25 protein-coding genes, 1 pseudogene and 1 CRISPR repeat array are annotated in these 23,890 nt (G+C 47.6%); of the genes and pseudogenes, 16 read left to right on the forward strand and 10 right to left on the reverse strand.

The features are described 5' to 3' along the window. Window positions 1–2: 2 nt before the first annotated feature. The 12 genes from QUA25_RS16430 to prfA all read left to right on the forward strand — a co-directional run bounded on the left by QUA25_RS16430 (window position 3) and on the right by prfA (window position 8,078). Window positions 3–587 carry an adenylate kinase gene (locus QUA25_RS16430; RefSeq protein WP_333039630.1) on the forward strand — a complete coding sequence of 195 codons (585 nt, stop codon included), beginning with the start codon at window positions 3–5 and terminating at the stop codon, window positions 585–587. A 293-nt stretch (window positions 588–880) separates the two neighbouring features. Continuing rightward, complete coding sequence (gene infA, locus QUA25_RS16435) at window positions 881–1,105, forward strand: translation initiation factor IF-1 (RefSeq protein ID WP_006276978.1); 225 nt, start codon at window positions 881–883, stop codon at window positions 1,103–1,105. 368 nt (window positions 1,106–1,473) lie between these two features. After that, window positions 1,474–1,587: a 50S ribosomal protein L36 gene (rpmJ, locus tag QUA25_RS16440; RefSeq protein WP_015178722.1), complete on the forward strand. Its 114-nt coding sequence runs from the start codon at window positions 1,474–1,476 to the stop codon at window positions 1,585–1,587. Window positions 1,588–1,670: 83 nt separating this feature from the next. Further along, a complete protein-coding gene (gene rpsM, locus QUA25_RS16445) occupies window positions 1,671–2,054 on the forward strand; it encodes a 30S ribosomal protein S13 (protein ID WP_006634981.1) in 384 nt (127 codons plus the stop codon). Between the two features lie 84 nt (window positions 2,055–2,138). After that, complete coding sequence (gene rpsK / locus QUA25_RS16450) at window positions 2,139–2,537, forward strand: 30S ribosomal protein S11 (RefSeq protein WP_332978136.1); 399 nt, start codon at window positions 2,139–2,141, stop codon at window positions 2,535–2,537. A gap of 174 nt (window positions 2,538–2,711) precedes the next feature. After that, window positions 2,712–3,656, forward strand: coding sequence for a DNA-directed RNA polymerase subunit alpha (locus QUA25_RS16455; RefSeq protein ID WP_332958426.1), 945 nt, complete (start codon window positions 2,712–2,714; stop codon window positions 3,654–3,656). Window positions 3,657–3,781: 125 nt separating this feature from the next. Continuing rightward, complete coding sequence (gene rplQ / locus QUA25_RS16460; RefSeq protein ID WP_190657966.1) at window positions 3,782–4,132, forward strand: 50S ribosomal protein L17; 351 nt, start codon at window positions 3,782–3,784, stop codon at window positions 4,130–4,132. Between the two features lie 29 nt (window positions 4,133–4,161). Next, a complete protein-coding gene (gene truA, locus QUA25_RS16465) occupies window positions 4,162–5,004 on the forward strand; it encodes a tRNA pseudouridine(38-40) synthase TruA (RefSeq protein ID WP_333039632.1) in 843 nt (280 codons plus the stop codon). 146 nt (window positions 5,005–5,150) lie between these two features. After that, the gene (gene rplM, locus QUA25_RS16470; RefSeq protein WP_015178725.1) at window positions 5,151–5,606 is read left to right on the forward strand and encodes a 50S ribosomal protein L13; all 456 of its coding nucleotides are present in this window, start codon (window positions 5,151–5,153) and stop codon (window positions 5,604–5,606) included. After that, a complete protein-coding gene (rpsI, locus tag QUA25_RS16475; RefSeq protein ID WP_106147490.1) occupies window positions 5,606–6,016 on the forward strand; it encodes a 30S ribosomal protein S9 in 411 nt (136 codons plus the stop codon). The genes rplM and rpsI overlap by 1 nt, the downstream gene beginning before the upstream one ends. Window positions 6,017–6,330: 314 nt before the next feature. Then, window positions 6,331–6,639: a 50S ribosomal protein L31 gene (gene rpmE / locus QUA25_RS16480; protein WP_333039633.1), complete on the forward strand. Its 309-nt coding sequence runs from the start codon at window positions 6,331–6,333 to the stop codon at window positions 6,637–6,639. Between the two features lie 344 nt (window positions 6,640–6,983). Further along, window positions 6,984–8,078 (forward strand): peptide chain release factor 1, encoded by a 1,095-nt coding sequence (gene prfA / locus QUA25_RS16485; RefSeq protein ID WP_333039635.1) that lies wholly within the window; start codon window positions 6,984–6,986, stop codon window positions 8,076–8,078. Between the two features lie 15 nt (window positions 8,079–8,093). Here prfA and QUA25_RS16490 read toward each other — a convergent pair whose 3' ends face one another. Then, complete coding sequence (locus tag QUA25_RS16490) at window positions 8,094–8,642, reverse strand: hypothetical protein (protein ID WP_333039638.1); 549 nt, start codon at window positions 8,640–8,642, stop codon at window positions 8,094–8,096. Window positions 8,643–8,669: 27 nt separating this feature from the next. On the opposite strand from QUA25_RS16490, the gene QUA25_RS16495 reads away from it, so the two are divergent. Next, complete coding sequence (locus tag QUA25_RS16495) at window positions 8,670–8,936, forward strand: helix-turn-helix transcriptional regulator (protein WP_333039639.1); 267 nt, start codon at window positions 8,670–8,672, stop codon at window positions 8,934–8,936. Window positions 8,937–9,049: 113 nt separating this feature from the next. Here QUA25_RS16495 and QUA25_RS16500 read toward each other — a convergent pair. From QUA25_RS16500 to rpmI, 7 genes and pseudogenes are all read right to left on the reverse strand, one after another. Next, window positions 9,050–10,537: pseudogene (locus QUA25_RS16500) on the reverse strand (IS5 family transposase). A gap of 238 nt (window positions 10,538–10,775) precedes the next feature. Then, a complete protein-coding gene (locus QUA25_RS16505; RefSeq protein ID WP_333039642.1) occupies window positions 10,776–12,968 on the reverse strand; it encodes a diguanylate cyclase domain-containing protein in 2,193 nt (730 codons plus the stop codon). Next, complete coding sequence (locus tag QUA25_RS16510) at window positions 12,965–13,573, reverse strand: chemotaxis protein CheC (protein ID WP_333039643.1); 609 nt, start codon at window positions 13,571–13,573, stop codon at window positions 12,965–12,967. Before QUA25_RS16510 ends, QUA25_RS16505 begins: the two co-directional genes overlap by 4 nt. Then, entirely contained in the window at window positions 13,570–13,947 is a 378-nt protein-coding gene (locus tag QUA25_RS16515) for a response regulator (RefSeq protein ID WP_333039645.1), read from the reverse strand. Before QUA25_RS16515 ends, QUA25_RS16510 begins: the two co-directional genes overlap by 4 nt. A 236-nt stretch (window positions 13,948–14,183) precedes the next feature. Continuing rightward, window positions 14,184–14,714: a tetratricopeptide repeat protein gene (locus QUA25_RS16520; RefSeq protein ID WP_333039646.1), complete on the reverse strand. Its 531-nt coding sequence runs from the start codon at window positions 14,712–14,714 to the stop codon at window positions 14,184–14,186. 272 nt (window positions 14,715–14,986) lie between these two features. Beyond that, window positions 14,987–15,343 carry a 50S ribosomal protein L20 gene (rplT, locus tag QUA25_RS16525; protein ID WP_006634165.1) on the reverse strand — a complete coding sequence of 119 codons (357 nt, stop codon included), beginning with the start codon at window positions 15,341–15,343 and terminating at the stop codon, window positions 14,987–14,989. 19 nt (window positions 15,344–15,362) lie between these two features. Then, a complete protein-coding gene (gene rpmI, locus QUA25_RS16530; RefSeq protein ID WP_006634164.1) occupies window positions 15,363–15,560 on the reverse strand; it encodes a 50S ribosomal protein L35 in 198 nt (65 codons plus the stop codon). 288 nt (window positions 15,561–15,848) lie between these two features. Between rpmI and QUA25_RS16535 the strand changes: the two genes are divergently transcribed. Then, window positions 15,849–16,847: an MrcB family domain-containing protein gene (locus QUA25_RS16535; RefSeq protein ID WP_333039649.1), complete on the forward strand. Its 999-nt coding sequence runs from the start codon at window positions 15,849–15,851 to the stop codon at window positions 16,845–16,847. 677 nt (window positions 16,848–17,524) lie between these two features. Here the strand turns inward: QUA25_RS16535 and QUA25_RS16540 are convergent. Continuing rightward, on the reverse strand, window positions 17,525–17,977 hold the full coding sequence (locus QUA25_RS16540) for a clan AA aspartic protease (protein WP_333039651.1): 453 nt from the start codon (window positions 17,975–17,977) through the stop codon (window positions 17,525–17,527). 107 nt (window positions 17,978–18,084) lie between these two features. Next, complete coding sequence (gene pdhA / locus QUA25_RS16545) at window positions 18,085–19,122, reverse strand: pyruvate dehydrogenase (acetyl-transferring) E1 component subunit alpha (protein WP_333039652.1); 1,038 nt, start codon at window positions 19,120–19,122, stop codon at window positions 18,085–18,087. Between the two features lie 446 nt (window positions 19,123–19,568). Between pdhA and QUA25_RS16550 the strand changes: the two genes are divergently transcribed. Next, entirely contained in the window at window positions 19,569–21,890 is a 2,322-nt protein-coding gene (locus tag QUA25_RS16550; protein ID WP_333039654.1) for an IMS domain-containing protein, read from the forward strand. Between the two features lie 101 nt (window positions 21,891–21,991). Beyond that, a complete protein-coding gene (locus tag QUA25_RS16555; RefSeq protein WP_333039657.1) occupies window positions 21,992–23,194 on the forward strand; it encodes a glycosyltransferase family 4 protein in 1,203 nt (400 codons plus the stop codon). A gap of 79 nt (window positions 23,195–23,273) precedes the next feature. Further along, window positions 23,274–23,811: a CRISPR direct-repeat array (repeat unit 37 nt; unit sequence GTTTCAATCCCTGATAGGGTTTTAGGTTTTTTCCGGC). Window positions 23,812–23,890 lie beyond the last annotated feature (79 nt).

The following is a 23,890-nucleotide window of genomic DNA, read 5'->3' on the forward strand; positions in this document are numbered from 1 at the left end:
TAATGCAATTTATTTTCATGGGACCTCCTGGGGCGGGAAAGGGAACTCAGGCTCAGATATTAGCCGCTCTCTGGAAAATACCCCACATTTCTACGGGCGAAATCCTGCGCGCCTGTGTGGTGGCGAAAACTGCCTTGGGCCTAAAGGCGCAATCTTACATGGATAGGGGTGAGTTGGTTCCCGACCAATTGCTGATGGATATCGTGCAGGAACGCTTGAATGAACCGGACGCGAATGCGGGCTGGATTCTCGACGGCTTTCCCCGCACTGTCGCCCAGGCAACTTTTTTAGACAAACTGCTGCACAAGCTTAGCGGTGCCGAGGAGAGTACATCGAACCCCAAATGTGGTCTCAAAGCTGTTAATCTCGACGTGCCTGACGACATTTTGGTGTCTCGCCTGCTGTCGCGGGGCCGGCAGGATGACAATGAGGAGACGATCCGCCGTCGGTTGCAAGTTTATCGCGAGCAAACTGAGCCTTTGATTGATTTTTACAGCGGCCGTCAACAGTTAGTTGCGGTTGATGGCGATCGAGCAATGGAATTAGTCACTGCTGAACTGCAGCAAGCTCTCTCGATCGACTCTTGAACCCTCTCAATACAGCTTGTTACTCACAAGCTTTTGCTAAGATATGTTAACTAGGAGCTTTTTGTGCTATCAGGTTTTGTGAGGGTTGCTAGAGACCGGATTGAACTCGATACTAATTGCCACAACTTTACTCAAGTAAAGCTAAAACAAGCGGTTGGTTGAGTATTAAAGTCTATCGAGTCGCCCTAATTATTGCCCCCCGCTCCCGTTTGACTCCTACCAGTAAATAGGTTTGGAGGCCAACGCCGGGACACTCCTAGTTAATCAAATGTAGAGTTGAGGTAAATACCAAATTGTCTAAGCAAGATTTAATTGAAATGGAAGGGACAGTGACGGAATCCCTGCCCAATGCGATGTTTCGCGTTGACCTAGATAATGGGTTTAACGTGCTGGCTCACATTTCCGGCAAGATCCGCCGCAACTACATCAAAATTCTGCCTGGCGATCGCGTCAAAGTCGAATTGACTCCCTATGACTTGACCAAAGGCAGGATTACTTATCGCCTTCGGAAAAAATAGGCTTAGATAAAACTTTCTAAAAACGAATTCTAAGTTTAATTTAGAGAGAATTTGGTAAAAAGCTTCAAATTTATGCTATAATGCTACGTTTGTAGTGTTGCCGAGAAGGGCGTCAACAACCTACCGGTGTACCGGGTTAAGTCATTGTTACACCGTAAAAGTATCGCTCGCCAACACTCTGGCGCAGGCGAACTTTACCCAGCAATGGGAGTGGGTGCAAGCGGGCTCCTTCATGAAACAACCCGCACTTTATACAATTTAATCGAGGAGAGGCCTACACCTTGCCCAGCCTCTCCTCCCACCGCTCTACGGGCAGTCCCAGCGTGCCTGCTCTCCGGTAGAGCGGGGTTCTCCAGGCAGGAAGAAAGATGAAAGTTCGAGCATCTGTCAAAAAAATTTGTGAGAAATGTCGCGTCATCCGCCGTCGCGGTCGAGTGATGGTGATATGCACTAACCCGAAACACAAACAGCGCCAAGGTTAGAAAAAACGAAGATTGGGCACTGCACGCAGGTGCATCCTAATTGAACATTGTAGCCAAACAGGAAAACTAGGGAGACAAAAAGTGTGGCACGGATTGCCGGGGTAGACCTTCCACGCGATAAGCGCGTCGAAATAGGTCTGACATACATTTACGGAATAGGCTTGTCGCGGGCCCAAAAAATTATCGCTGCAACAGGCGTAAATCCTGACACTCGCGTCAAGGATTTAACAGAGGCCGACGTGACAGCTCTGCGGGCTCATGTAGAAACCACATACCAAATCGAAGGAGACCTCCGGCGCTGGGAGTCAATGAACATCAAGCGCCTGATGGACATCGGAACTTATCGCGGTCGGCGTCACCGTTTGGGTCTGCCGGTGCGGGGACAACGAACCCGTACCAATGCCAGAACCCGTCGTGGCGTCCGCCGAACAGTTGCGGGCAAGAAAAAGGCACCTTCCAAGAAGTAACATCTTTTTTGGAAAAATACGCTGGGGGCTGCTGGCTCCTAGCGCTTCGGGACATTAGTTGAGAGAAACGTTAAAGAGACTAATATGGCGCGACCACAAACAGGCAAGAAATCTGGTGCAAAAAAGCAGAAACGGAATGTACCCAATGGGGTAGGCTACATCCAGTCTACCTTTAACAACACGATTGTAACTATTACCGACCTCAACGGCGAAGTGATATCCTGGGCATCGGCAGGTTCCAGCGGTTTTAAAGGAGCTAAGAAGGGAACTCCCTTTGCCGCTCAAACAGCAGCAGAAAGTGCTGCCCGCAGAGCCAACGACCAAGGAATGCGCCAAATAGAAGTAATGGTGAGCGGGCCCGGAGCAGGTAGAGAAACTGCAATCCGGGCGCTGCAAGGGGCGGGACTGGAAATCACCCTGATTAGAGATGTTACCCCAATTCCTCACAACGGCTGTCGCCCTCCCAAGCGGCGTAGAGTCTAAAACGATTTGAGATTTTAGATTTTAGATTTTGGATAATGGCTAACTGCTTAAAGTCAAAAACTAATGGTTCTAACTGTTGCCCCGTCCATCCAAAATCCGAAATCCGTTCAGGGGTATGCTCTGCAATCTAAAATCCAAAATCAAAAATCCAAAGTGGAAAAGGGAGGTCACTCCGTGGCGCAGTTTCAAATTGAATGTATAGAGTCTAACACTGACAAAGACCGCAGTCAGTACGGAAAATTTGTCCTGGAACCGCTCGATCGCGGTCAAGGAACAACTGTTGGGAATGCGCTTCGGCGAGTTCTGCTGTCAAATTTGGAAGGAACGGCAGTAACTTCAGTCCGAATCGCGGGCGTCAATCACGAGTTTGCCACGATCGAAGGGGTACGTGAGGATGTTCTAGAAATTCTCCTGAACATGAAAGAGGTGGTCCTCAAAACTCATTCTCAGCAGCCGCAAATCGGCAGGTTGCGGATTGAGGGGCCGGTCACAGTTACGGCCGATAGATTCGATTTGCCCTCAGAGGTGGAATTGATCGATCGCTCCCAGTACATTGCAACTCTCTCGCCCGGCTCAGTTCTGGAAATGGAATTCAGAATTGAAAAAGGCATCGGATACCGAGCAGTAGACCGCAGTCGCGATGATGGGTCGGCTTTGGATTTTCTCCAAATTGACGCTATCTTTATGCCGATTCGCAGAGTCAACTACAGCGTTGAAGATGCTAGGGTAGGCGGCACGGTCGAGAAAGACCGGCTGATTATGGAAATCTGGACTGATGGCAGCGTGACGCCTCAAGAAGCTTTGAGTCAATCTGCCCACATCCTGGTAGATTTATTTGCACCTCTCAAAGACATCACCCAAGATTCTCTCAAACCAGAGTATCCAGGTGAAGCCGATCCTACCAGCCAAATTCCGATCGAAGAATTGCAGTTGTCCGTCCGGGCTTACAACTGTCTCAAGCGGGCTCAGATCAACTCAGTCGCAGACTTATTGGATTATACCCAAGAAGACTTGCTCGAGATCAAGAACTTCGGGCAGAAGTCTGCCGAAGAAGTGATTGAAGCTTTACAAAAACGCTTGGGCATTACCTTGCCACAGGAAAAATCAGCTAAAAGTTAATCAACGGGTAACGGGTAAAAAAGTTCTGAATTTTAAGTAGGTGAGTTTTTAAGTTAAAGAAATCACCGCTCAAAACTCGCGGACTATCCCGGCACCCAATTACCAATTACCAATTACCAACTGCTATGCGTCACCGCTGTCGCGTTCCCCAACTCAACAAACCGGCTGACCAGCGCCGCGCCCTGCTGCGCTCGCTGACCACCGAATTAATCCGCCACGGTAAAATTACTACCACTCTCGCCCGCGCCAAAGCGCTGCGCCCAGAGGCGGACAGAATGATTACCCTGGCAAAAGATGGCTCATTGGCCGCTCGCCGGCAAGCTATGGGCTTTATCTACGACAAACAGTTAGTACACGCCTTGTTTGAAGCAGCCCAAGAACGGTACGGCTCGCGCAACGGCGGCTACACCCGCGTCGTGCGAACTGTCCCCCGTCAAGGAGACAATTCCGAAATGGCGATCGTTGAACTGGTTTAATTCCATTTTGGGTTGGAGATTTGTGATTTATGACTGACAATCGAAAATCCCCAATCGAAAATCCCCAATCGATACAGCGCGTTGCTTTGGTGATCCAATACCTCGGCACTAACTTTCACGGTTGGCAGCGACAGCCGAACCAGCGTACAGTACAAGAAGAAATTGAAACAGCAATATCGACTGTTCTGGAACGCCCGGTAACGCTGCACGCTGCTGGGAGAACCGATGCGGGAGTTCACGCTGCTGCTCAAGTAGCGCATTTTGATGCCCACGGCCCAATTCCGGCTCACCGCTGGGCAAGCGTTCTCAACTCTCGACTGGCAAAAGATATTTTAATTCGAGCTTCGGCAAAGGTGGAACCTACCTGGCACGCTCGGTTCTCAGCCAGTTGGCGGCGCTATCGCTACACCCTTTATACAGATCCGACTCCTAATTTGTTTGTGCGTCCTTTTGCTTGGCACTGCTACCACGCCCCTGTGGATGAATCAAAGATTCAGACAGCTTTGACACCGCTCATCGGGCGGCATCACCTGGCTGCTTTCCACCGCGCGGGCTCAGCCCGCCCCCATTCCTGGGTGGATGTACAAGCGGCAGAGTGTCACCGTTCTGGGCCTCTTATCTATATTGAGGTTCAGGCGAGCGGGTTTCTGTACGGGATGATGCGGCTGCTGGTGGGGTTGCTGGTGCAGGTGGGTCGCGGGGAAAGGCCGATCGACAATTTCACAGATATCTGGGTCAACGAACGCCGAGAAATGGTAAAATATGCCGCTCCCGCTCAAGGTTTGTGCCTGCTGCGGGTTGGCTATTCAGAATTTCCCTTTCCCCCAGAGGTCTGGTACGACACTCAGCCAAAATTAGTCATTAGTCATTAGTCATTAGTCATTAGTCATTAGTCATTAGGTAACTACTAATAAAAAACTAAGGACAACTAACAATTAAAAACTGACAACTGACAACTGACAACTGACAACTGACAACTAACAACAGTTAACAGTTAATAGACAACTAACAACAAACAATGAACAAAACTTACGTCCCTACTCAAGACTCCCTAGAGCACAAGTGGTACGTGGTCGATGCCGCCGACCAGCGGCTGGGCCGTCTGGCAACTGAAGTTGCCATGTACCTCCGGGGGAAACACAAACCGACATACACTCCTTCTATGGATACCGGCGACTTCGTAATAGTCATCAATGCTGACAAAATCGCTGTTACTGGCAAAAAACGAACCCAGAAAATCTACCGCCGCCATTCTGGAAGACCGGGCGGCATGAAAACAGAAACTTTTGCCAAATTGCAAGCACGTTTGCCCGAAAGAATTGTCGAAGAAGCTATACGAGGAATGCTGCCTCACACTTCTCTGGGCAGACAACTGTTTACTAAACTCAAGGTGTACGCTGGCCCCAACCACCCCCACCAAGCTCAAAAACCAGAAGAATTAATTGTTCACACGATTCCGGGAGGAAATGAGTAATGCAAGCAACAGATACCGGCCGCGCTGTGTACTGGGGTACCGGTCGCCGCAAATGTTCAGTAGCGAGGGTGCGCTTGGTTCCCGGCACTGGCATACTGACTGTCAATGGTAAAGAGGGGGATTTGTACCTGCAATTCAACCCTACTTATTTGGCCCTCGCTAAGGCTCCTCTGGAAACTTTGGGTCTGGAAAATGAGTACGATATTTTGGTGAAAGTTGAAGGTGGCGGGTTGACAGGCCAAGCTGATTCAATTCGCTTGGGTGTCGCTAGAGCGCTGTGCCAGTTAGACCCGGACAACCGCAAGCCTCTGAAGACTGAGGGCTATTTGACTCGCGACCCGCGGGCTAAAGAAAGGAAAAAGTACGGTTTGCGGAAAGCTCGCAAAGCTCCTCAATACTCGAAGCGGTAATCAAGGTTCGGCAACGGATTTTTTAACGGATGTAACGGATGTAATGAAAGTTCGGCAACGGATTTTTTAACGGATGTAACGGATGTCATGAAAGTTCGGCAACGGATTGAGGGAAGAAGGAAAAAGGAAGAAGGAAGAAGGAAGAAAGAAAAGGCAAAAATCATTGAGATTTTATCTGCCTTTTTTTCAAGTCTATTTCCGATTCCTGATTCCTGGTTCCAAAAGGTATAAGACAAAATTGGTGCTGTTGTTGGTTTAGAAGTCCTGCGGCAGCTAAAATGGTTGTAAAGTCAAAAATTAGAGAGTAAAAAACAATGGCAAAAGATGGCATTCACCCTGAGTGGTATCCCGAATCTCAGGTTTATTGCAACGGGGAACTGGTAATGACTGTTGGTTCCACTAGACCAAAGCTTCAAGTTGATGTCTGGTCGGGAAATCATCCTTTTTATACTGGCACTCAGAAGATTATTGATACTGAAGGTCGTGTGGAACGCTTTATGCGGAAATACGGCATGAGCGAGGTAGAAATGCCGAAGGCAGATGCTTCCTCTGGACCGCTGAAAATGGAAGAGCCGAAAGCAGATGCTTCTAAGGCTGCTGGTAAAGGCAAAAAGAAGAAGTAGCCGGATTGTCATTTGTCCGCAGTTTGTTGAGAGTAGTTCTTTCTACTGACAACTTACCGCCCTCGGGTTTTAGATTTTAGATGGAAGACTTTCTATGGAGGCAGTTGAGTTCGATCGATCTCTACTCTATCGACATTCTATCCTGACTGCTCTTGAGTTCTAAAATCTAAAATCTAAAATCTAAAATCTAAAATCGATCCGCCCTCGGATTGGAGAGTTTAGATTGAAGACTTGCTATGCAGGCAGTTGAGTTCGATCGAGATTCTATCCCAACTGTTCTTCAAATCTAAAATCTAAAATCTAAAATCTAAAATCTAAAATCGATTGACAAAGGACAACTGACAATGGCTGAATCTTATTTGCTGGATAAATTGAAGTCGGTAGAGCAAACTTTTAATGAGTTGACTCGCCGCATGGCTGACCCGGATGTCGCTAGGGACAATCAAGAGTTTCAACGGGTAGCGAAAGCTCGATCGTCCTTGGAGGAAGTGGTCGATACTTTTGCTCTGTGGAAAACCACTCAGGAAGATTTGGTGGGCGCGCGACAGGTTCTCAAGGAAGCCGCGGGCGATCGAGATATGCAAGAAATGGCTGCGCTGGAAGTTCAGGAACTTGAGGCGAAGCTGGAGAGTTTAGAAAGTCGTTTGAAGGTTTTGCTGCTCCCCCGCGACCCGAACGATGACAAGAATATTATGCTGGAAATTCGGGCGGGTACTGGTGGAGATGAGGCTAGTATTTGGGCTGGAGATTTGCTGCGGCTGTATTCCCGTTACGCTCAAACTCAAGGCTGGCAGGTGAAGTTGGTGAGCGAGTCGCTGGCGGAAATGGGCGGGTTTAAAGAAGTGATTCTGGAAGTTACAGGCGACAGCGTTTACAGCAAGCTGAAGTTTGAGGCTGGGGTACACCGGGTGCAGCGGGTGCCTGTGACTGAGGCTGGCGGCCGGGTGCATACTTCGACGGCGACGGTGGCTGTGATGCCAGAGGTTGATGATGTGGAGATTCACATCGATCCGAAGGATATTGAGATGAGCACGGCTCGATCGGGCGGCGCTGGCGGTCAAAACGTGAACAAGGTGGAAACTGCTGCAGATTTGTTTCACAAGCCGACGGGAATTCGGATTTTCTGTACTGAGGAGCGCAGTCAGTTGCAGAATAAGGAGCGGGCGATGCAGATTTTGCGGGCTAAGCTCTACGAGATGAAGTTGCGGGAGCAGCAGGATGAGGTGAAGTCGCGCCGTTTGGCTCAGGTTGGTACTGGTTCGCGATCGGAGAAGATTCGCACTTACAACTATAAGGACAATCGGGCTACGGACCACCGTTTGGGGGAGAATTTCTCGCTCAATAGTGTTTTGGAAGGGGATATTGAGGGGATTATTCAAACTTGCATATCTCAGGATCAGCAGGAACGTTTGGCTGAGTTGGCTGCTTCTACTAATTGATGGAGTGATGGGGGGCTAGGCGCATTGTTTGCTCAGCCTCAGTTCCCTTGTTACGCGGGAGATATGGTTGAGTAGAGGCTCCCAAATTGCGTCGCCGATCGCCACTGGATATTTGAAATGTTCGAGATCGTATTGTACAATGACTTCTAGGGGTGCTAGGATTGGCTGGTTTTGACAACTGGCAATTGCTGCGATCGCCTCTTGTTGCCATCGGGCAAATAGTCTGTAGCTGAAAAAGGAGCTGCATTTTTGTCCTTTCTTGTTCAGGTAAAGGACTATTACTTGATGTTGTTTGGTGTAGACTTTTACTAGGCGATTGACGGGCATTCTCAGAGCTTCGGCAGCTTCTATTTTGGAGATTTGCCAGCATTTGGGTTTGAGCCAACCGGAGGCTGTAAGGCTCTGGCGTGTATGGCTGGGCTTGTGAGTTTTTTGAGTGCGTCTCTTGATCATTACTATTTCTCCCAAATCAATTTTCAATAAAATTAAAGTTTTCAATAAAATTAAAATACTATCGGCTAAATCTTCTCCTGTCAAGCAAGACAGGTAAATTTGTTGGTACACAAGTAAACTAGGAATTGTGGTTATCTCGTGGCAGATTTTGTTGACGCAGAAGCTAAGAAAAAACTGAGTGAGGTTGTTAAATTAGCGCGCGGCTCGATGAGTATGACTGCTTTTGGCAAGCTGTTGGGAGTTTCTGCTGCTTCTGTCTTGTATTGGGAAAAGGGGCAGGTACTTCCAGATACGAAAAATTTGACTCAGATTGCGATAAGAGCAGGCTTTACGATGGAAGAGCTCATGGCTCATATTGAAGGCAAGCCGGTGCAGGAACCCGTAGATAAGCTGTTTTGCATTTAAACTGGGATTTTTGAGCGCCAGACCCCTTGCTGTACCTGGAATACTCGATCTATTTAGGGTTTGCTGAATAATCGATCGCCACCCAAGAGCAGGAGCTCACGATATCTCAAAGCTCAGTTAAAGATAAGTTTTTTAGGTATCGAGTCCCCCCAATTATAATTGGGGGGACTCGATACCTAAAAACAGGTGTTCTGTTTCCAAATAGACAGAAAAACAAACAAAAAACCCGGCGCCACCAGGTAGCAAGGTTCATAACCAAAAAAGTAATTGCAATAACCGTACCAGAGGTATTATCAAGTTTAGCCATCACTCTATTGAGACCGAATCTTCTTTTCCCTTGCCCAAACTTTCCCTCTATTGCATTTCTAATTCTTTCATCTTCTTTAGCTTGCTTCTTTTTTGCTTTACTCACATTTGCTGGGGGTCTTCCTAGAGGTGGCCCACTAATTCTAATGCCTCTTTCTTTACACCATGCTCGGTTTTCTCTTGTACGGTAAATGCGATCTGCATGAACGGACTTGGGATAATATCCTGTGAACCTATGATATGCTTCTAAAGAGTGCTTTTAAGTCCCCTGATTCGTTGAAATTATCCCAGCTCATCCGGTCTAAGAATACATACCCTTCAAAGCATCTGGCTGATAGTTTGGCTCCAAACTCTACGCTTTTTCCGGCTTTTCCTCTGACTATCGGACGGATGTGGGGTTGGCTTAAACTTACTATTCTATCCTCAATACTCTGTTTATTGTTGTCAAATAACCATTGCTGTTGGCGAGCGACTTCTGTGAGGACTAGCAAGGTTTTATATTGCTTTTTATTCAGACCTTGTAGGCTCGCACCCGCATCAATTAGCTGTTCAATATGAGCTAAGTTTCTTTTGATATATTGAAGTTGTTTTTTAATTGCCTGTCTTCTTTTGTTTTGGGTGGGTCGTCTTTGTTTCGCTACTGCTAAGTAGTCTTTTCTTGCTAGATTACGGTAGGTTCTTGGTTTTTTAGGGGTTTTTTCTTTGATTTGTTTATACAGGATATCTATGATTTTTTCTGTATGAACTCTGGCTCCGTTTAAGAGTCCTAAGTCGGTCGGATAACTAATGTCTGCTGGGGCGCAGGTTGCATCTATAATTAGTTGACCGCGATTGGGGGACTCATTTTTGGCGTCCGAATCCTTTTTTTTTTCGGGTTTGACAGGCGTGATTTCTCGCATTTTTTCAACCATGCGTTCGTTCACTTTATTAATTAGGTTGGGACTGATTCGTTGCCGAAAATGTACTAATAGTGATGGGTCAAATGCGAGTTCATTGCTGTAGCTTGATAGACCGATGAAGTATTGTAGATACGGGTTTTCCCGAATTTGTTCTACTGTTTCCCGATCGCTAATTCCCAGTTTTTCTTTAATAATTAATGCCCCCAATGCCATCCGAAAGGATTTGGCTGGTGCACCCTTTTCTGTGGGGAAGTTTTGGGCATATTCTGTTTCAAATTCAGACCACGGGACTATTAGGGCCATTTTTACCCAACGGTTGTCCGCAGACAATTTAGAGCCGTTGGCTCGTTCAAAGTCTAAGGGTGGGAGGGGAGCAAGCTCAGCTTTTCTGTACACTTTCGCAGATGGTGATGCACGGCTTTTGATCTATTTTACCTGTTTTTCACGGCGATGACTCTCGATCGCACGCTCTCTTAACCCAGCCCACGTAATATGCGATCAATATATTCAGCAAGCCCTAATTAATTTACGAATGATTTGCGATCGCTATATCAGGGTGTGGCTCACGCGCTGACAGGGGCATTTTTTTTGCGGAATGGTATAACTACTAGGAATCCACAAATATGGCAATTCCTCAAGCGCTGGTGGGAGAGGGTAAATTAGTGTTAGGTATAGAAAAATCTACAGGAAGTATCGAAGTGCCTGTGCCATTTGGCTTGCCAGCAGGATCAGGCTGGTATAGTTGGATACGATCGCGCCCAAGTCGTTTAGCTTGATACAGCGCTTGGTCGGCTGTGGCAATCAGAATTTCGGCTCCCGATTCAGATGCAGGAACAATACTTGCTACGCCAAGACTGAGAGTGACGTATGGGCTCACTTGAGAACCAGCGTGAGGAACCTGCAAAGCTGCGATTTTGAGCTGTATGTGTTTGGCTACCATCACGGCGCCTTGAATCGCGGTATTTGGCAAAATAACGGCAAATTCTTCGCCTCCGTAGCGAGCTACTAAATCGGCGGGGCGATTGACTGCATTGCCGATCGCCCCGGCGACTTGTCGCAAACATTCGTCTCCGCCTTGATGCCCGTAAGTATCGTTGTAACTTTTAAAAGAATCAATATCGCACAGAATTAGGGACATGGGCGTTTGTTCCCGGGCTTGTCTGCGCCACTCCATTTCTAAATACTGATCAAACCGGCGGCGGTTTGCTAGCTGTGTGAGTTCGTCTAAAGTTGCCAAGCGCTCTAACTTGAGGTTGGCGGCTTGCAACTGCTGGTAGAGTTCTGCTTGCTTGATAGCGATCGCCAACTGGGTGGCCAGAGAAGACAGCAACTCTACTTCCAACTGCATCCACTGCCGGGGACTGCACTGGTGGGCCATCAGCAGCCCCCACAAATCGTCTCCTTGCACTAAAGGCACTACCAAATAAGCTCTCACCGCGAATTGTGCGAGCAAGTCAATTTGATATTGTGGCAAATCCGCGGCCAAAACATCGCCTATCGGTCGGATCGATCGATGTTGGTACGCTTCGAGATAGAACTGGTCAAAACAGAAATTTTCCAGGGTTTCCCCCAACATCGGCTGGCAGTTGGGAGCTACAGATTCCACTGTCACCGCCCCCGTCGCCGGGCCAGCGCAGAGACTGCCGGTACAGGGGTTAAAGCGCACGATCATCACTCGATCAGCCTGAAGGAACTGACGCACTTCTGTCACTGTCGTGCGGAGCACTTCGCCCAAATCCAGAGACTGGCGGATGTGCTGAGTAATCGTCGCCATCAGCAGTTCTCGTTCATTCTGCTGCCGCAGCGCCTCTTCTGCCCGCTTGTACTCGGTGATATCTTGAGCGGTACCGAAAATTTGTTTGGGGCAGCCGTCGGCGGTGCGGGCGAAAACTTGGTCGCGGCAGCGAAACCAGCGCCATTCGCCCGATCGATGTTTGAGGCGATATTCCAACTCCAAAATATGCCCGTCTTGGGTCGAGGGAAATTTTTGCTGGTGGGCTTTGAGCCTCGGCAAATCTTCTGGGTACACCAAACTGGAGTACAAAGCAGTTTGCATCTGTAAAATTTCTTGGGGAGTGTAGCCCAGCAATTTAGAAGCTTGACCGTTGACGTAGACGTTTCGCTGTTGGGTCAAATCGTAGATGTAGAGCAAATAAGGCGCCGCGTCAGCAATCTGCTGGATGAAATGCTGGCTCGATCGCAATTCTTCCTCCACCCGCTGACGCACTTGCACTTCTTCCAAAGCTTGATCCCGCATTGTGCGGTAAGCTTGGATGCGGTGGGTGAGGTCAGTCACGTCTTGAATCACCAGCAGCGCGTAGAACGATGGGGAATTGATGCCCGGCCATATCGATGACGAAACTGAGGGTGCAGATTCCCTAGACAAAAAAGCACTTCTTGGTGATCCGACTCCGACTGTACCGTCTGATGCCAACTCAAGAGTATGGAGAACCCAGTCTCTAATCTCCTGTTCTTCTATGCCAGCCTCTAGGGCCGGCACAGCAGTCACAGTAGTTTGCTGAATTCGCTGCTGGCCGTCTTGCCAAGTTGCCGGAATCAGGTGTTTGTGAATTTGAGAAGAAAAAATTGTTGGCGGGCCTCCTGCAAAGATTTGCTTGAAGCGAGTGGCGTACTTTAACTGACTCAGGTGAGGAAAATGGGTTGTGATCTTTGTTCCCAATATTTGGCTGCGGGGAATTTTAGTCCACTCTTCTAGACAAGTGTTCCAAAACAGCACCACAAAATCATCTTGCAGCAAGCAGGCGCCGACTGGTACGCTGTCGAGAACCCCAAACTTTTCCTTTATACTTTTGCTCTCCTCAATCATAGACCCCCGGCAAGTTGATTGATAGCAGTCAACAAGGTGTCAAAGGAATTAACATTGAAAATAAGAATGATATCTCCTTCAATGTGAAGCCTTTCAATCATGAAACTGGTCTGAGCTAATAAAACAACTGTATCAGTAGCTAAACCGCCAGATACCAGCAAACTAGCAATCGTCCCTTCGCTATAAGTGGGAATTGAGTAGTTCAGGCGCTGCTGAAGTACGTTGCTGATTGCACCCATGACCCCATTAATTACAATATTTCCCACTTCACTCAGCGTACCAATTTTGACTGAATCAAGATCGTGAGTTCCAACTTCTTCCCCTGTAAGCATTGTCACCAGCAGGGCAGCGCTGTTGGTGGGAAAGACTAGCTGGGCAATGCCTCCAAAGGAGCCTGTGAATTTGAGCTGGACAGCGGCGATTTGCTCGCCGTTGAGGTGCTGCTCTAACTCTTCTTCCACGTCAATGGGAGTCAGTATTTGAAGATAGGGGATTTGCAAGCGAATCGGGGAGTCGATCATGTCGTTCAAAACCCCTGCGGCTTGACCGATACCGATGTTGACGAGTTCCTGCAAAGCATCGAGCTGTCGAGTGCTTAATTTCATTGGGTGCTCTCCTCGCTGACACTGAGAGCTTTTTTGATCCACCCGATCAGTTCATCTGAGTTGGGCATTTTGTGAATGACTGCCAGGGCTCCGAGTTCCATGCACTCGGAGCGGGTGCTTGCTTGGATGTCTGCGGTAATTACGATCACTGGAATTTTATATCCTCGATCGCGCATCGCTTGCAGGACTTCTCGACCTTCCATTTCTGGCATCAGCAGATCTAAGAGCATACAGTTTGGGGTTTTAGTGCCGAGCTGTTCTAGAGCTTCTGGGCCGCTGGATGCTTCCCAAGTCTCGTATCCTTCTGCTCGCAAGATTTTGCAGATTACCCTGCGAGTCAACCACGAATCTTCGACAACGAGAATTGATGTCACTACGTTCTCCTCCTTCTATTGTTTAGGACTGACCGGCGTTGCAGGTACTGCTTTTATCTTGACAGTAATTTAAAGTGCTGGGACGGTGTGTGATCGAGCTTCACTCGGAATTCCAGTTCTTAAAAACTAACGCATTAATGTGTGGGATAGTTTAGTATCTTGGACTATGTTAAGAAAAAACCCGGTTTCTGAATGAAACCAGGTTTGCGGGATCTCTATTGCTCTAACAAGGGCGCTCAATTATAGATTACCAAACGCTTCCGGAGGGACTCTACTCGCTGTTTTGCCGTGGTATTGTCTGGATGGCAGGCGAGAGCTTGTTCGTACATTTCCAAGGCTTGAGCTGTTAATTTCTTGCGCTCGTAGGCGTGACCCAGATTATTGAGAGATGTAACGTATTCGGGCTGCAACTTCAGGGCTTCTTTGTAGTGGCGGATTGCGATGTCGTACTGTTCTTGGCCAAAGTGTGCAAAACCGAGGGCGTTGTAAATAACAGCTTGATTTTCTTCGCCTTCTAAGTCTTTGGCTTTCAGGGCTTTTTGAAACAGTACGATCGCCTGGGAGTAAAGCTTCTTATCTAGATAGATACTTCCTAATTCGTAGTATTCCTGTGCTGTTCCTTTTTCTACTGTCAGCTTATTTTCTAAGCGTTCCAGAGACATTTCCAGCTTCCGAGTTTTGAGAATTTGGCGCACCACAAACCATGAAGTGCTGCCGAGTATAGCGAGCAGGACTGACAAGTAAACAATGAGTAAATTACTATCCATGTTTTTCTTAAATTTAGGTAGGTCTGTGGAAGGTTTTATTTATTTTAATGCGCTAGCAATCTCTAAGATTTGCCTCTGCAACTGTATAAAAAACAAGGAAATAGCGATCGACCGGCCCGATCGCGATTTCTGAAAAAGCAACAGCCCAGAAGTAAGAACAAAGAAGGAAAGTTGCTCTCAACCTCCTAAATTCATCAGGAGTTTTCCTTCTCTGGCAGACAGTTAAATCTTTCTTACTTCTGCTTTGTGCATTCTGAAAAGTAACCTAACTTTCAGGCTCCGGCTCGATTAGCCATTTCCACGACTTTACCGAATGTTGCAGGGTCAATAATCGCCATTTGTGCCAGCATTTTGCGGTTGATTTCGATGTTGGCTTTTTTCATGTTCCCGATCAGTCTGCTGTAGCTCGTGCCGTGCTGGCGCGATGCGGCATTGATCCGAGCAATCCACAGGCGACGGAAATCGCGTTTGCGTTTTTTGCGATCGCGATAACCGTTACGCAGGGCTTGCATCACCCGTTGGTTAGCTGTGCGGAACTGTTTCGACTGTGCGCCTCGGAAACCCTTGGCTAATTTGAGAATTTTTTTGCGGCGCGCTCTGGCGACATTACCGCGTTTTACCCGTGTCATCTTTAATTTCCGTTAAACTTTACAAGTATGGAAGCATTAACCGCACGTTAGCATCGTTGGTCTCGTCGATGACGACCAGCTTAGAGAGACGGCTTTTGCGAGCTGAACTTTTGTGCTGTAGCAAGTGGCTTTTGTAAGCTTTGCGGCGCACAATCTTACCGCTGCCGGTCGCTCTAAAGCGCTTTGCGGCTGCTTTGCGAGTTTTGAGTTTTGGCATGGACTGGTGTTATTTGGACACAAGGTTCTACCGTATCACGTTTGTGGTACTTTCTGCAAGGGAGATTTCCGGGTTGGGGGCAGCGCTGTATTTGGGGCAATATACATGATGCGCGATCTGCTAATCTTACGGTTGTTTGCTGCAGTTAACATCTGGTAGTATAAAATGTTATACCGCAGTTCCACTATAATTAAGGCTTATACCTCTGGGTTATCAGCAGGGTTAATATTTGAAAGCTGCTGGTGAGCCACGATAATTAAATTGAAGATGCAACATTAATTATGGGTTATGGCGCTTAGAGAGTCCCTTGAAAAAATCATTTTGGACTATCCATTGGTCAGTAAGGACAACTTCGAGGGACATTCCTTTGCTAGTTATGTCAGAAATGTAGTGCCAAAATCAATAAGTGCTTCATTGGAATTACCAGAAATCTATAGCGTAAAAGCTTCAGCAGGTAATGGTTCTTGGGCTAAAGTTCCTTGGATAGCAATATTTAACAAGCTTGTAACTGAGAGTGTCCAGTCGGGGTTTTACTGTGTTTATTTATTTCGCGCGGACTTCTCTGGCGTTTATCTTTCTCTCAATCAAGGAATAGCAGATAAAAGAAAGAAGTTCGGACTTAAGAAGTCGAGGGACATGGTAAGGGATCAAGCACAACTATTTAAAGATAAGCTTGGTTCTGACAAGCTCAGAGAATTTTCAGAACCTCTCGATCTTCAGCTTGATTCGATCCCCAAGGAAACTACTTCTAGAAGGCTTGGAATTGCGTATGAAGCAGGAAACATAGCATCGAAGTTTTATTCAAGCGAATCACTTCCTGACGACAAGGAGCTGGTAGGCGATGTTAGGAAAATGCTTGAAATTTACTTCTCCCTGTTTGAGGAGGTTTCTTTGAAGGAGGAGGCGGATTCTGATTTGTTCAAGGAGGTTTCTTTGAAGAAGGAGGCTAAGAACAAGGAACCAGAAAAAGAATGGTTTGAAGATCCGACAAAGTATAGACTTCATCGAGTAACAGAACGAAATCAGACGTTATCTAAAAAAGTTAAGCAGTTGCAAGGATCTGAGTGCAAAGCGTGCGGTTTTGATTTCGAGTCTCGATACGGAGAAATAGGCAGAGGATACATAGAAGCTCATCATAATGTTCCAATTTCCAACTTGAGCGGGGCAAAGATTCAACTAGATCCGCTTAAGGATTTTACTGTGCTATGCTCAAATTGCCATAGTATGATTCATCGCATTAAACCAACGCCAACCCTAGAGGAGTTTAGGCAAAACTTGCAGATATAGTATGAGTATTTGAATGTTGATTTCGGGGTATAACAAGGGCTGGCAATAGTTATATCAAAATAAACCCATGCAAGTTATAGCAGCTAAATCCTATATAGAGTATCGGAACAATGTTTTCCTTTCAAAGCGGGGAGATACTGTTGGCGTATATATTAGACCTCTTGCAAAAGTCTGGGCGCAATTGCTGCTGTGCGCCTATGATTCTATTGATATTTAGGAATTTTTATGAAAAACTAAAAATTATGAAAGAGGGATATATAACTTACATTTTCCAAATTTTTTTGCTAGGTAAGTGGAAAATTTATGTACAATTATTAGAGACTTATTGGCGATTTTTTAAGCTGATCTACATCAAATTTTGGCGTTGCTGATTTACGGTATGAAAGGCTAAGTATGCCAGCCATAGAAACCAGTATCCACAAAGCTTGGGAATTTTCAACTTATTTTTTTCATACCCAGATTAAGCAACGCCTAATTTTATTGTAAGTCTTGCGTTGGTTTTGGGAACCTTTTACCTGTTTTGATGCTTGGCGCTGTAAAGATGAGTTTGAAGAATGGCTCTACGACTAAAAGTTTTCGTAAACCTTGGAATACGTGCTGATTAAAAAGGCTGGCATCATGCCGATCGCGGCACTCGAACAGAATAAATCAAGGAGGTATTTAAGCTGGATTGAGTATTAAACTCTCAATACAGGTCTTTCGGGATTTTCGGGATTGGGAACTAGACGCTGATTTTTGCAATCTACTAGCAAATCTAAAGTTTCTAACACAGTTTGACCGATTAGCACCATATCGCCTAAAACCATTGCCGCCTCAATTGTCTCGCGCCCTTCTATTTCAATAATAACAGGCCCTGTTAATCCCACTGTTTCTTGTCTGCCATCGGCATATTTTGCTATTTCTTGACTCCGAATTCTTAAGCCGAGGTGTTCGCAAACTTCTACAGGAATAGCTGTGCGTACTGCACCACTATCTATGAGTGCTTCTGCTTCGTACACGCGCAACAGATTTGGATTGAGCAATCCTCTCTTGACTAACTCTTCATCAATGGCATTGGTTAGCTTGACTTTGACTCGAACTGCACCCATATTTTTGCTGGCTTGAGTTATATCGCGATCGCGATTTATCATATCGCCTCTTTTCGTCTATAAAGTCTACCTTTGATTCTAGCTTTGAATTCGTGCAGCCACAGGTGTTAACCTGTAGGCTGCAACCGCAGGCAAAATATCTCTAAAGATTACTCATCTTCAGCATAGATAAACCGATACAATTCGCTAGGATCTGGCTCAGCGCTTTTCTCAGCAAAATCGACTGCATCATCAATTACTGCTTGAATTTTATTATCGATCTCTTTCAATTCTTCAGCAGTTGCCAAAGTTCGATCGATCAAATCAGCAGCCAACTTCTTAATCGGATCGCGGGGGAACCAATATTCCTTCTCTTCCTTAGAACGCAACTCATCAGGATCTGCCAAAGAATGCCCGCGAAAGCGATAAGTCAAAGCCTCAATCAAAGTCGGCCCCTCGCCGGCCCGCGCCCGCGCCACAGCTTCCTTGGCCACTTCCCGCACCGCCAAAACATCCATCCCGTCAACCTCAAAACCAGCCATGCCAAAAGCATGAGCTTTCTTGTAAATCAGCGGATCAGAAGTAGCTCGCTCGTGGGCCATCCCGATCGCCCATTTGTTGTTTTCCACAACATAAATAATCGGCAACTTCCACAAAGCCGCCATATTCAAACATTCAAAAAACTGACCGTTATTGGCAGCACCGTCGCCAAAAAAACAAGCAGTTACGCCATCAGAATTCTCATCCCCCAAAGCTTCGCGGCGGTACTTCGATTGAAAAGCCGCCCCCGTAGCTACAGGAATCCCCTCAGCCACAAAAGCATAACCTCCCAACAATCGGTGTTCGGCCGAAAACATGTGCATCGAACCGCCGCGGCCCTTCGAGCAACCAGTTTCCTTCCCGAACAACTCCGCCATTACCTCCCGCGCCGGGACGCCCGCGCTCAAAGCGTGAACGTGATCGCGGTAGGTGCTGCTGACGTAATCAGTGTCATCCCGGCGCATCGATCGAATCACGCCAGTAGAGACAGCTTCCTGACCGTTGTACAAGTGGACAAAACCAAACATTTTGCCCCGGTAGTACATCTCAGCACACTTGTCCTCAAAATAGCGCCCCAAGACCATATCCTCGTAGAGCATCAAGCCCTCATCCCGAGAAATGGTTACGCTTTGCGCGTCAAAAACTGGTAAAGTCCGTTCCTGAACCATAAATAATTAATACCCGACGATCGGCTTCCTAGACATCTAAATTTAAACCCAGATGGGACACAACCGCAGCACAAAACGATCGCACCTTTGCTCCGCAGCAGTTCACCAATTGTTAAAATGAGTTTGGCAGGCGGGGCGGATTGCCCGGAGTCGGAGAACCAACTCCCCTCTAAACCCGATGCAAACGAATGATATAATTCCATTACTCTCAAACCCGAAAATGCTCAAGAGTCAAACCACTCATTTAGCTGACGGGCAGTGGGCCTTTGCATTTTCCTCACTGTAAAACGCTGTAGAGGGAAAAAAATCAGAGGATCTCTACGGCAAGTCCAACATACCGTGAATGGGGCGGTTGGAAGCCAACACCAGAATTTTTGATTTGGTTTGCGGGAGTATGTCACTTAAGATAGGCTAATTCAGTTGCTAGCGCTTTGGGGAAGTGGACAGTGTTAATTCCACTAGATTACTACCGGATTTTGGGTCTACCGATTCAAGCTACTGCCGAACAGTTGCAGCAGGCTCACCGCGATCGAACTTTACAGCTTCCGCGCAGGGAGTATTCCGAAGTTGCGATCGTCGCCCGCAAACAACTGCTCGATGAAGCCTGCGCCGTTCTGTCAGACTCAGAGGGGCGCAAAGCTTACGATGCCAGTTTTTTAGCCAAAACTTACGATCGAGAGTCGGAAGCCGCACAGGAAGCCAAGCACCAGAGGTCAAAAACCTCAGCAGGCACGGCCACCTTCCTGCAAGACGCAGGAGAAACCGCTCCGCCAGAGTCCAAGGCTTTAGAGGCTGCTCCCGACCCCCACACTCCAAGTATTGAAATCGATGACAACCAATTCGTAGGAGCCCTGCTCATACTGCAAGAACTGGGGGAATACGAACTCGTACAGAAGCTGGGTCGCCCGTATCTTAACAATGGCAGCATCGCGATCGCAGAAGGTCGTTTCGGCGACCCTCAGCTCGTGAGGCCAGATATAGTTTTAACCGTCAGCCTTGCCTGTCTAGAACTCGGCCGCGAACAGTGGCAGCAAGGTCAGTACGAAAATGCCGCAAGATCATTAGAAGCAGGTCAAGAATTGCTGCTGCGCGAAAGCCTATTTGCAAGCGTGAGGGGTGAAATGCAAGCCGACATATACAAACTCCGTCCGTACAACATTTTAGAGCTATTATCACTCCCCGAAGAAAAAGTCGCCGAGCGTCGCCGGGGACTGCAAATCCTGCGAGAAATGCTTCAAGAACGAGGCGGTATCGACGGTTCGGGAGACGATCGATCGGGTTTAGGAATAGAAGACTTCCTCCGGTTCGTGCAGCAAATGCGTAAACACCTAACCAGCAGCGAGCAGCAGGCCCTATTTGAAGCCGAAGCCGGCCGCCCCTCCGCAGTCGCCACTTACCTCTCGGTCTACACCCTGTTAGCCCAAGGATTTGCCGCCAGACAGCCATCGATGATCCGTCGGGCCAAGCTGATGCTGATGCAGCTCGGTCGCCGCCAAGACGTTCACCTGGAAAAAGCCGTCTGTTCCCTGCTGCTGGGCCAGACAGAAGAAGCCAGCCGATCCCTCGAACTCAGTTCGGAAAAAGAACCCCTGGCCTTCATTCGCGAACATTCCCAAGATTCACCCGATTTGTTGCCCGGACTGTGCTTGTACGCCGAACACTGGCTACAAGAAGAAGTGTTTCCCCACTTCCGCGACTTGGCCAACGAGTCAGTGTCCTTGAAAGACTACTTTGCTGACCCGAAAGTACAAGCTTACCTAGAAGCTTTGCCACAAGACGCCGAAACCGCCAACGAATGGGTAGTTGTGCAGCCCCGCTCGGGCAAGCCCCCGGCGCGACTGCAACCAGCAGCAGGCAGATCACCCGCTGCCATACCCCCACAGCCACCCACAGCCAAGCAGGGAGCCAGTACCGTCACCTTGACCCCCGTACCGGGCGACGCTTCCAGCGCAGCCTCGGGGGCGAAATCCCCGACAACGGTGGGCGCGCCGAGCGCTGTTGCCCCCGTCTCTATCCCGATAGCTACAGTGCCACACCCAGCAGAATCGACTTCCAAACATCGCAGACGCCAACATTCAGGGCACAGCGGAGCAAGCGGCAATGGGCTAAAGGGCGATTTGGTCGATCGGGCGCGCACCAAGGCAGCAGAACTTACCGCCCAAGTCAAGTCTATGCCTCCAAACAGGCTGGCTTTGTTTCTAGTCGCAGGTGTCCTGAGCCTGTTACTCCTGTGGTTAATACTCAGTCTGTTGGCTAGCGCGATGCAAGCCCTATCGGGCCCATCCCTCCAAGGAGAGCAAGCCCTAGTCCGCCTGGAAGAACCGCCCCTAGAAATCCCTGCCTTGGCGGCGGCCCCAGAGCCGAGCGCTGCAGGCGCAGTGTCGGGAGAAATCACTGAGGAATCAGCCGGACAAATAGTTCAAAGCTGGCTGTCGGCGAAAGCAGCGGCTTTGGGCCCCAATCACGCTGTTGAAGAATTAAAGCAAGTTCTGACAGAACCGGCTTTGTCTCGCTGGCAATTGATGGCAGAAGCTCAACAGCGAAACAACGCGCACCAGCGTTATGTACACAAGCTGGAAGTTAATGGAGTTAAGACGAATCCGACTAATCCCGATCGCGCCCAAGTAGAAGCCCAAGTTGGGGAAAAAGCCGAAGTGTTCGATCGTTCTCAACTCGTTTCTTCGCGCAATGAAAACCTGCGGGTGCGCTACGACTTGATCCGCCAAGAGGGACAGTGGCGGATTATGGATTGGCAAGTGATTAAGTAAGGAATTGGTAATTAGTAATTGGTAATTTCTGCTTGCTATTTGCTAATTACCAATTTCTGATTATTAGTTAAATTTTTAATTCCAAAAGCGGGAGTTTTGAATTGCAGATTATTGTTGAAGGCTGGCGTTTTATTTATCATTCCTATTGCGTAGCCAATCAATTTCAACTGCTGGAAATGCTCGCTCGCCCGCGAGGAAAAATTGATCTTTTCCACCGCGATATGCCCTACATTGACGCGGCTTGGGAGACGAAAATTAGTTTGTTCGATCGCCCAAATGAAACATTACTTCGCAGCATTAAGAGCCCTGGAGTAAATCAGTCCGCCGATGTTACCCTGCGAATGTACTGCCCGTGGAACTTCTCGGCCTCCCACAGCGCTCAAACTTGGGTATTTGCAGCCACAGAATGGGGGATTATTACCCGTTCAGTATTACAGGCGATGGGTGTTAAGTCGATCGCCGAAACCCCCGTTAACTCAGAAACGAAAATTATTACACCTTCAGCTTGGTCAAAAGCTGGCTTAATTCGCAGCGGTGTGGAGGCTGATCGCATTGCCGTCGTACCTTTGGGTGTCGATCCTAAGATTTATTATCCTGCTGCGGGCGATCGGCGTCAATCACTGCGCGAAAGCTTCGGCTGGTCAAACTATTTTATATTTTTAAATATCGGAGGACAAACTGATCGCAAAGGTATTCGCCCTTTATTAAAAGCCTTCGCTGCGGTAGTTGACAAATATCCAGATGCGAGATTAGTTTTAAAAGGTTCTGAACTGCTTTATCCGTCGAGAGACGAGATTGCGGAAGCCTGCCGAGTTGTGCTCAACGATGCCGAAAGAGCAAGGGTTTTACCAAGATTAATTTATACTGGTAGCCAGCTATCTTTTGCTCAAATAGCAGAGTTTTACCAAGCAGCAGATGCTTATGTTTCTCCCTATTTGGCAGAAGGTTTTAATCTGCCGGTGTTGGAAGCTGCAGCTTGCGGTTTGCCAGTTATTTGCACTGCGGGCGGCCCTACAGATGATTTTACGCGATCGAACTTTGCACAGCGGATTGAGAGTAAATTTACGGCTGTGGTGAGTGACGGGGAAACCTTATATATCTTAGCTCCTGAGTGGGAACATTTGACTGATTTGATGCAAAGGGCGATCGAACAGCCTGGAATCGCTGCGAAAGCGAGGGTTGCGGGCCCGGCTTTTGTGGCTGAAAATTTTACTTGGAGGCGTGTAGTCGATCGATTGCTTGAGGTTATGGGAGGAGATAAAAAGAAAAAGGAGAAGTCTATTTTTGAGCCAATAATTTTGTAGTTTGGACGTTTCAAGCCCTAGATGGGGAAATAGGTTTTTTCCGGCTTAAAGTAAATCGTTTTTCTTTAATTTTTATAAAGTTTCAATCCCTGATAGGGTTTTAGGTTTTTTCCGGCTTCTGTCAATGTTGGCTGCTAATCCAGGGCTGATAGGTTTCAATCCCTGATAGGGTTTTAGGTTTTTTCCGGCCTTTACGTAGTCGAGGCTCAACCCTGAATCGTCCGTTTCAATCCCTGATAGGGTTTTAGGTTTTTTCCGGCGCCGCGTTCATTAATTTGGCTTTGTATCTTGCGTTTCAATCCCTGATAGGGTTTTAGGTTTTTTCCGGCGAAATCATCCGGGTCTGGCGGTTCGTCGTCTGTGTTTCAATCCCTGATAGGGTTTTAGGTTTTTTCCGGCTTCAACTAGCCGAGAACGCCGACAACAAGCTCAAAGGTTTCAATCCCTGATAGGGTTTTAGGTTTTTTCCGGCCCAGCCAATAACACTTGATTCAGCAATTTCTATTTTAGTTTCAATCCCTGATAGGGTTTTAGGTTTTTTCCGGCAAGTACCATTTCGCCCCCACAATTCCAGCAATTAGTTTCAATCCCTGATAGGGTTTTAGGTTTTTTCCGGCGATAAGTAGGTAGGCGCTGTAAAACACAATTATGTTAAGGATTGTAAAGTATCCAAATGCCCTAAGCGTGGCTAAGTTA

Origin of the sequence: Microcoleus sp. Pol17C6 (assembly GCF_036701145.1) — a bacterium.
Classification (GTDB): domain Bacteria; phylum Cyanobacteriota; class Cyanobacteriia; order Cyanobacteriales; family Microcoleaceae; genus Microcoleus.

Excerpts from the sequence above, each read along its gene's own strand:
- QUA25_RS16430 (WP_333039630.1), top strand. The coding sequence starts at position 3 with ATGCAATTTATTTTCATGGGACCTCCTGGGGCGGGAAAGGGAACTCAG.
- rpmJ (WP_015178722.1), top strand. The coding sequence starts at position 1,474 with ATGAAAGTTCGAGCATCTGTCAAAAAAATTTGTGAGAAATGTCGCGTC.
- rpsK (WP_332978136.1), top strand. The coding sequence starts at position 2,139 with ATGGCGCGACCACAAACAGGCAAGAAATCTGGTGCAAAAAAGCAGAAA.
- rplQ (WP_190657966.1), top strand. The coding sequence starts at position 3,782 with ATGCGTCACCGCTGTCGCGTTCCCCAACTCAACAAACCGGCTGACCAG.
- truA (WP_333039632.1), top strand. The coding sequence starts at position 4,162 with ATGACTGACAATCGAAAATCCCCAATCGAAAATCCCCAATCGATACAG.
- rplM (WP_015178725.1), top strand. The coding sequence starts at position 5,151 with ATGAACAAAACTTACGTCCCTACTCAAGACTCCCTAGAGCACAAGTGG.
- rpsI (WP_106147490.1), top strand. The coding sequence starts at position 5,606 with ATGCAAGCAACAGATACCGGCCGCGCTGTGTACTGGGGTACCGGTCGC.
- rpmE (WP_333039633.1), top strand. The coding sequence starts at position 6,331 with ATGGCAAAAGATGGCATTCACCCTGAGTGGTATCCCGAATCTCAGGTT.
- prfA (WP_333039635.1), top strand. The coding sequence starts at position 6,984 with ATGGCTGAATCTTATTTGCTGGATAAATTGAAGTCGGTAGAGCAAACT.
- QUA25_RS16505 (WP_333039642.1), bottom strand. The coding sequence starts at position 12,968 with ATGATTGAGGAGAGCAAAAGTATAAAGGAAAAGTTTGGGGTTCTCGAC.
- QUA25_RS16510 (WP_333039643.1), bottom strand. The coding sequence starts at position 13,573 with ATGAAATTAAGCACTCGACAGCTCGATGCTTTGCAGGAACTCGTCAAC.
- QUA25_RS16520 (WP_333039646.1), bottom strand. The coding sequence starts at position 14,714 with ATGGATAGTAATTTACTCATTGTTTACTTGTCAGTCCTGCTCGCTATA.
- rplT (WP_006634165.1), bottom strand. The coding sequence starts at position 15,343 with ATGACACGGGTAAAACGCGGTAATGTCGCCAGAGCGCGCCGCAAAAAA.
- rpmI (WP_006634164.1), bottom strand. The coding sequence starts at position 15,560 with ATGCCAAAACTCAAAACTCGCAAAGCAGCCGCAAAGCGCTTTAGAGCG.
- QUA25_RS16535 (WP_333039649.1), top strand. The coding sequence starts at position 15,849 with ATGGCGCTTAGAGAGTCCCTTGAAAAAATCATTTTGGACTATCCATTG.
- QUA25_RS16540 (WP_333039651.1), bottom strand. The coding sequence starts at position 17,977 with ATGATAAATCGCGATCGCGATATAACTCAAGCCAGCAAAAATATGGGT.
- pdhA (WP_333039652.1), bottom strand. The coding sequence starts at position 19,122 with ATGGTTCAGGAACGGACTTTACCAGTTTTTGACGCGCAAAGCGTAACC.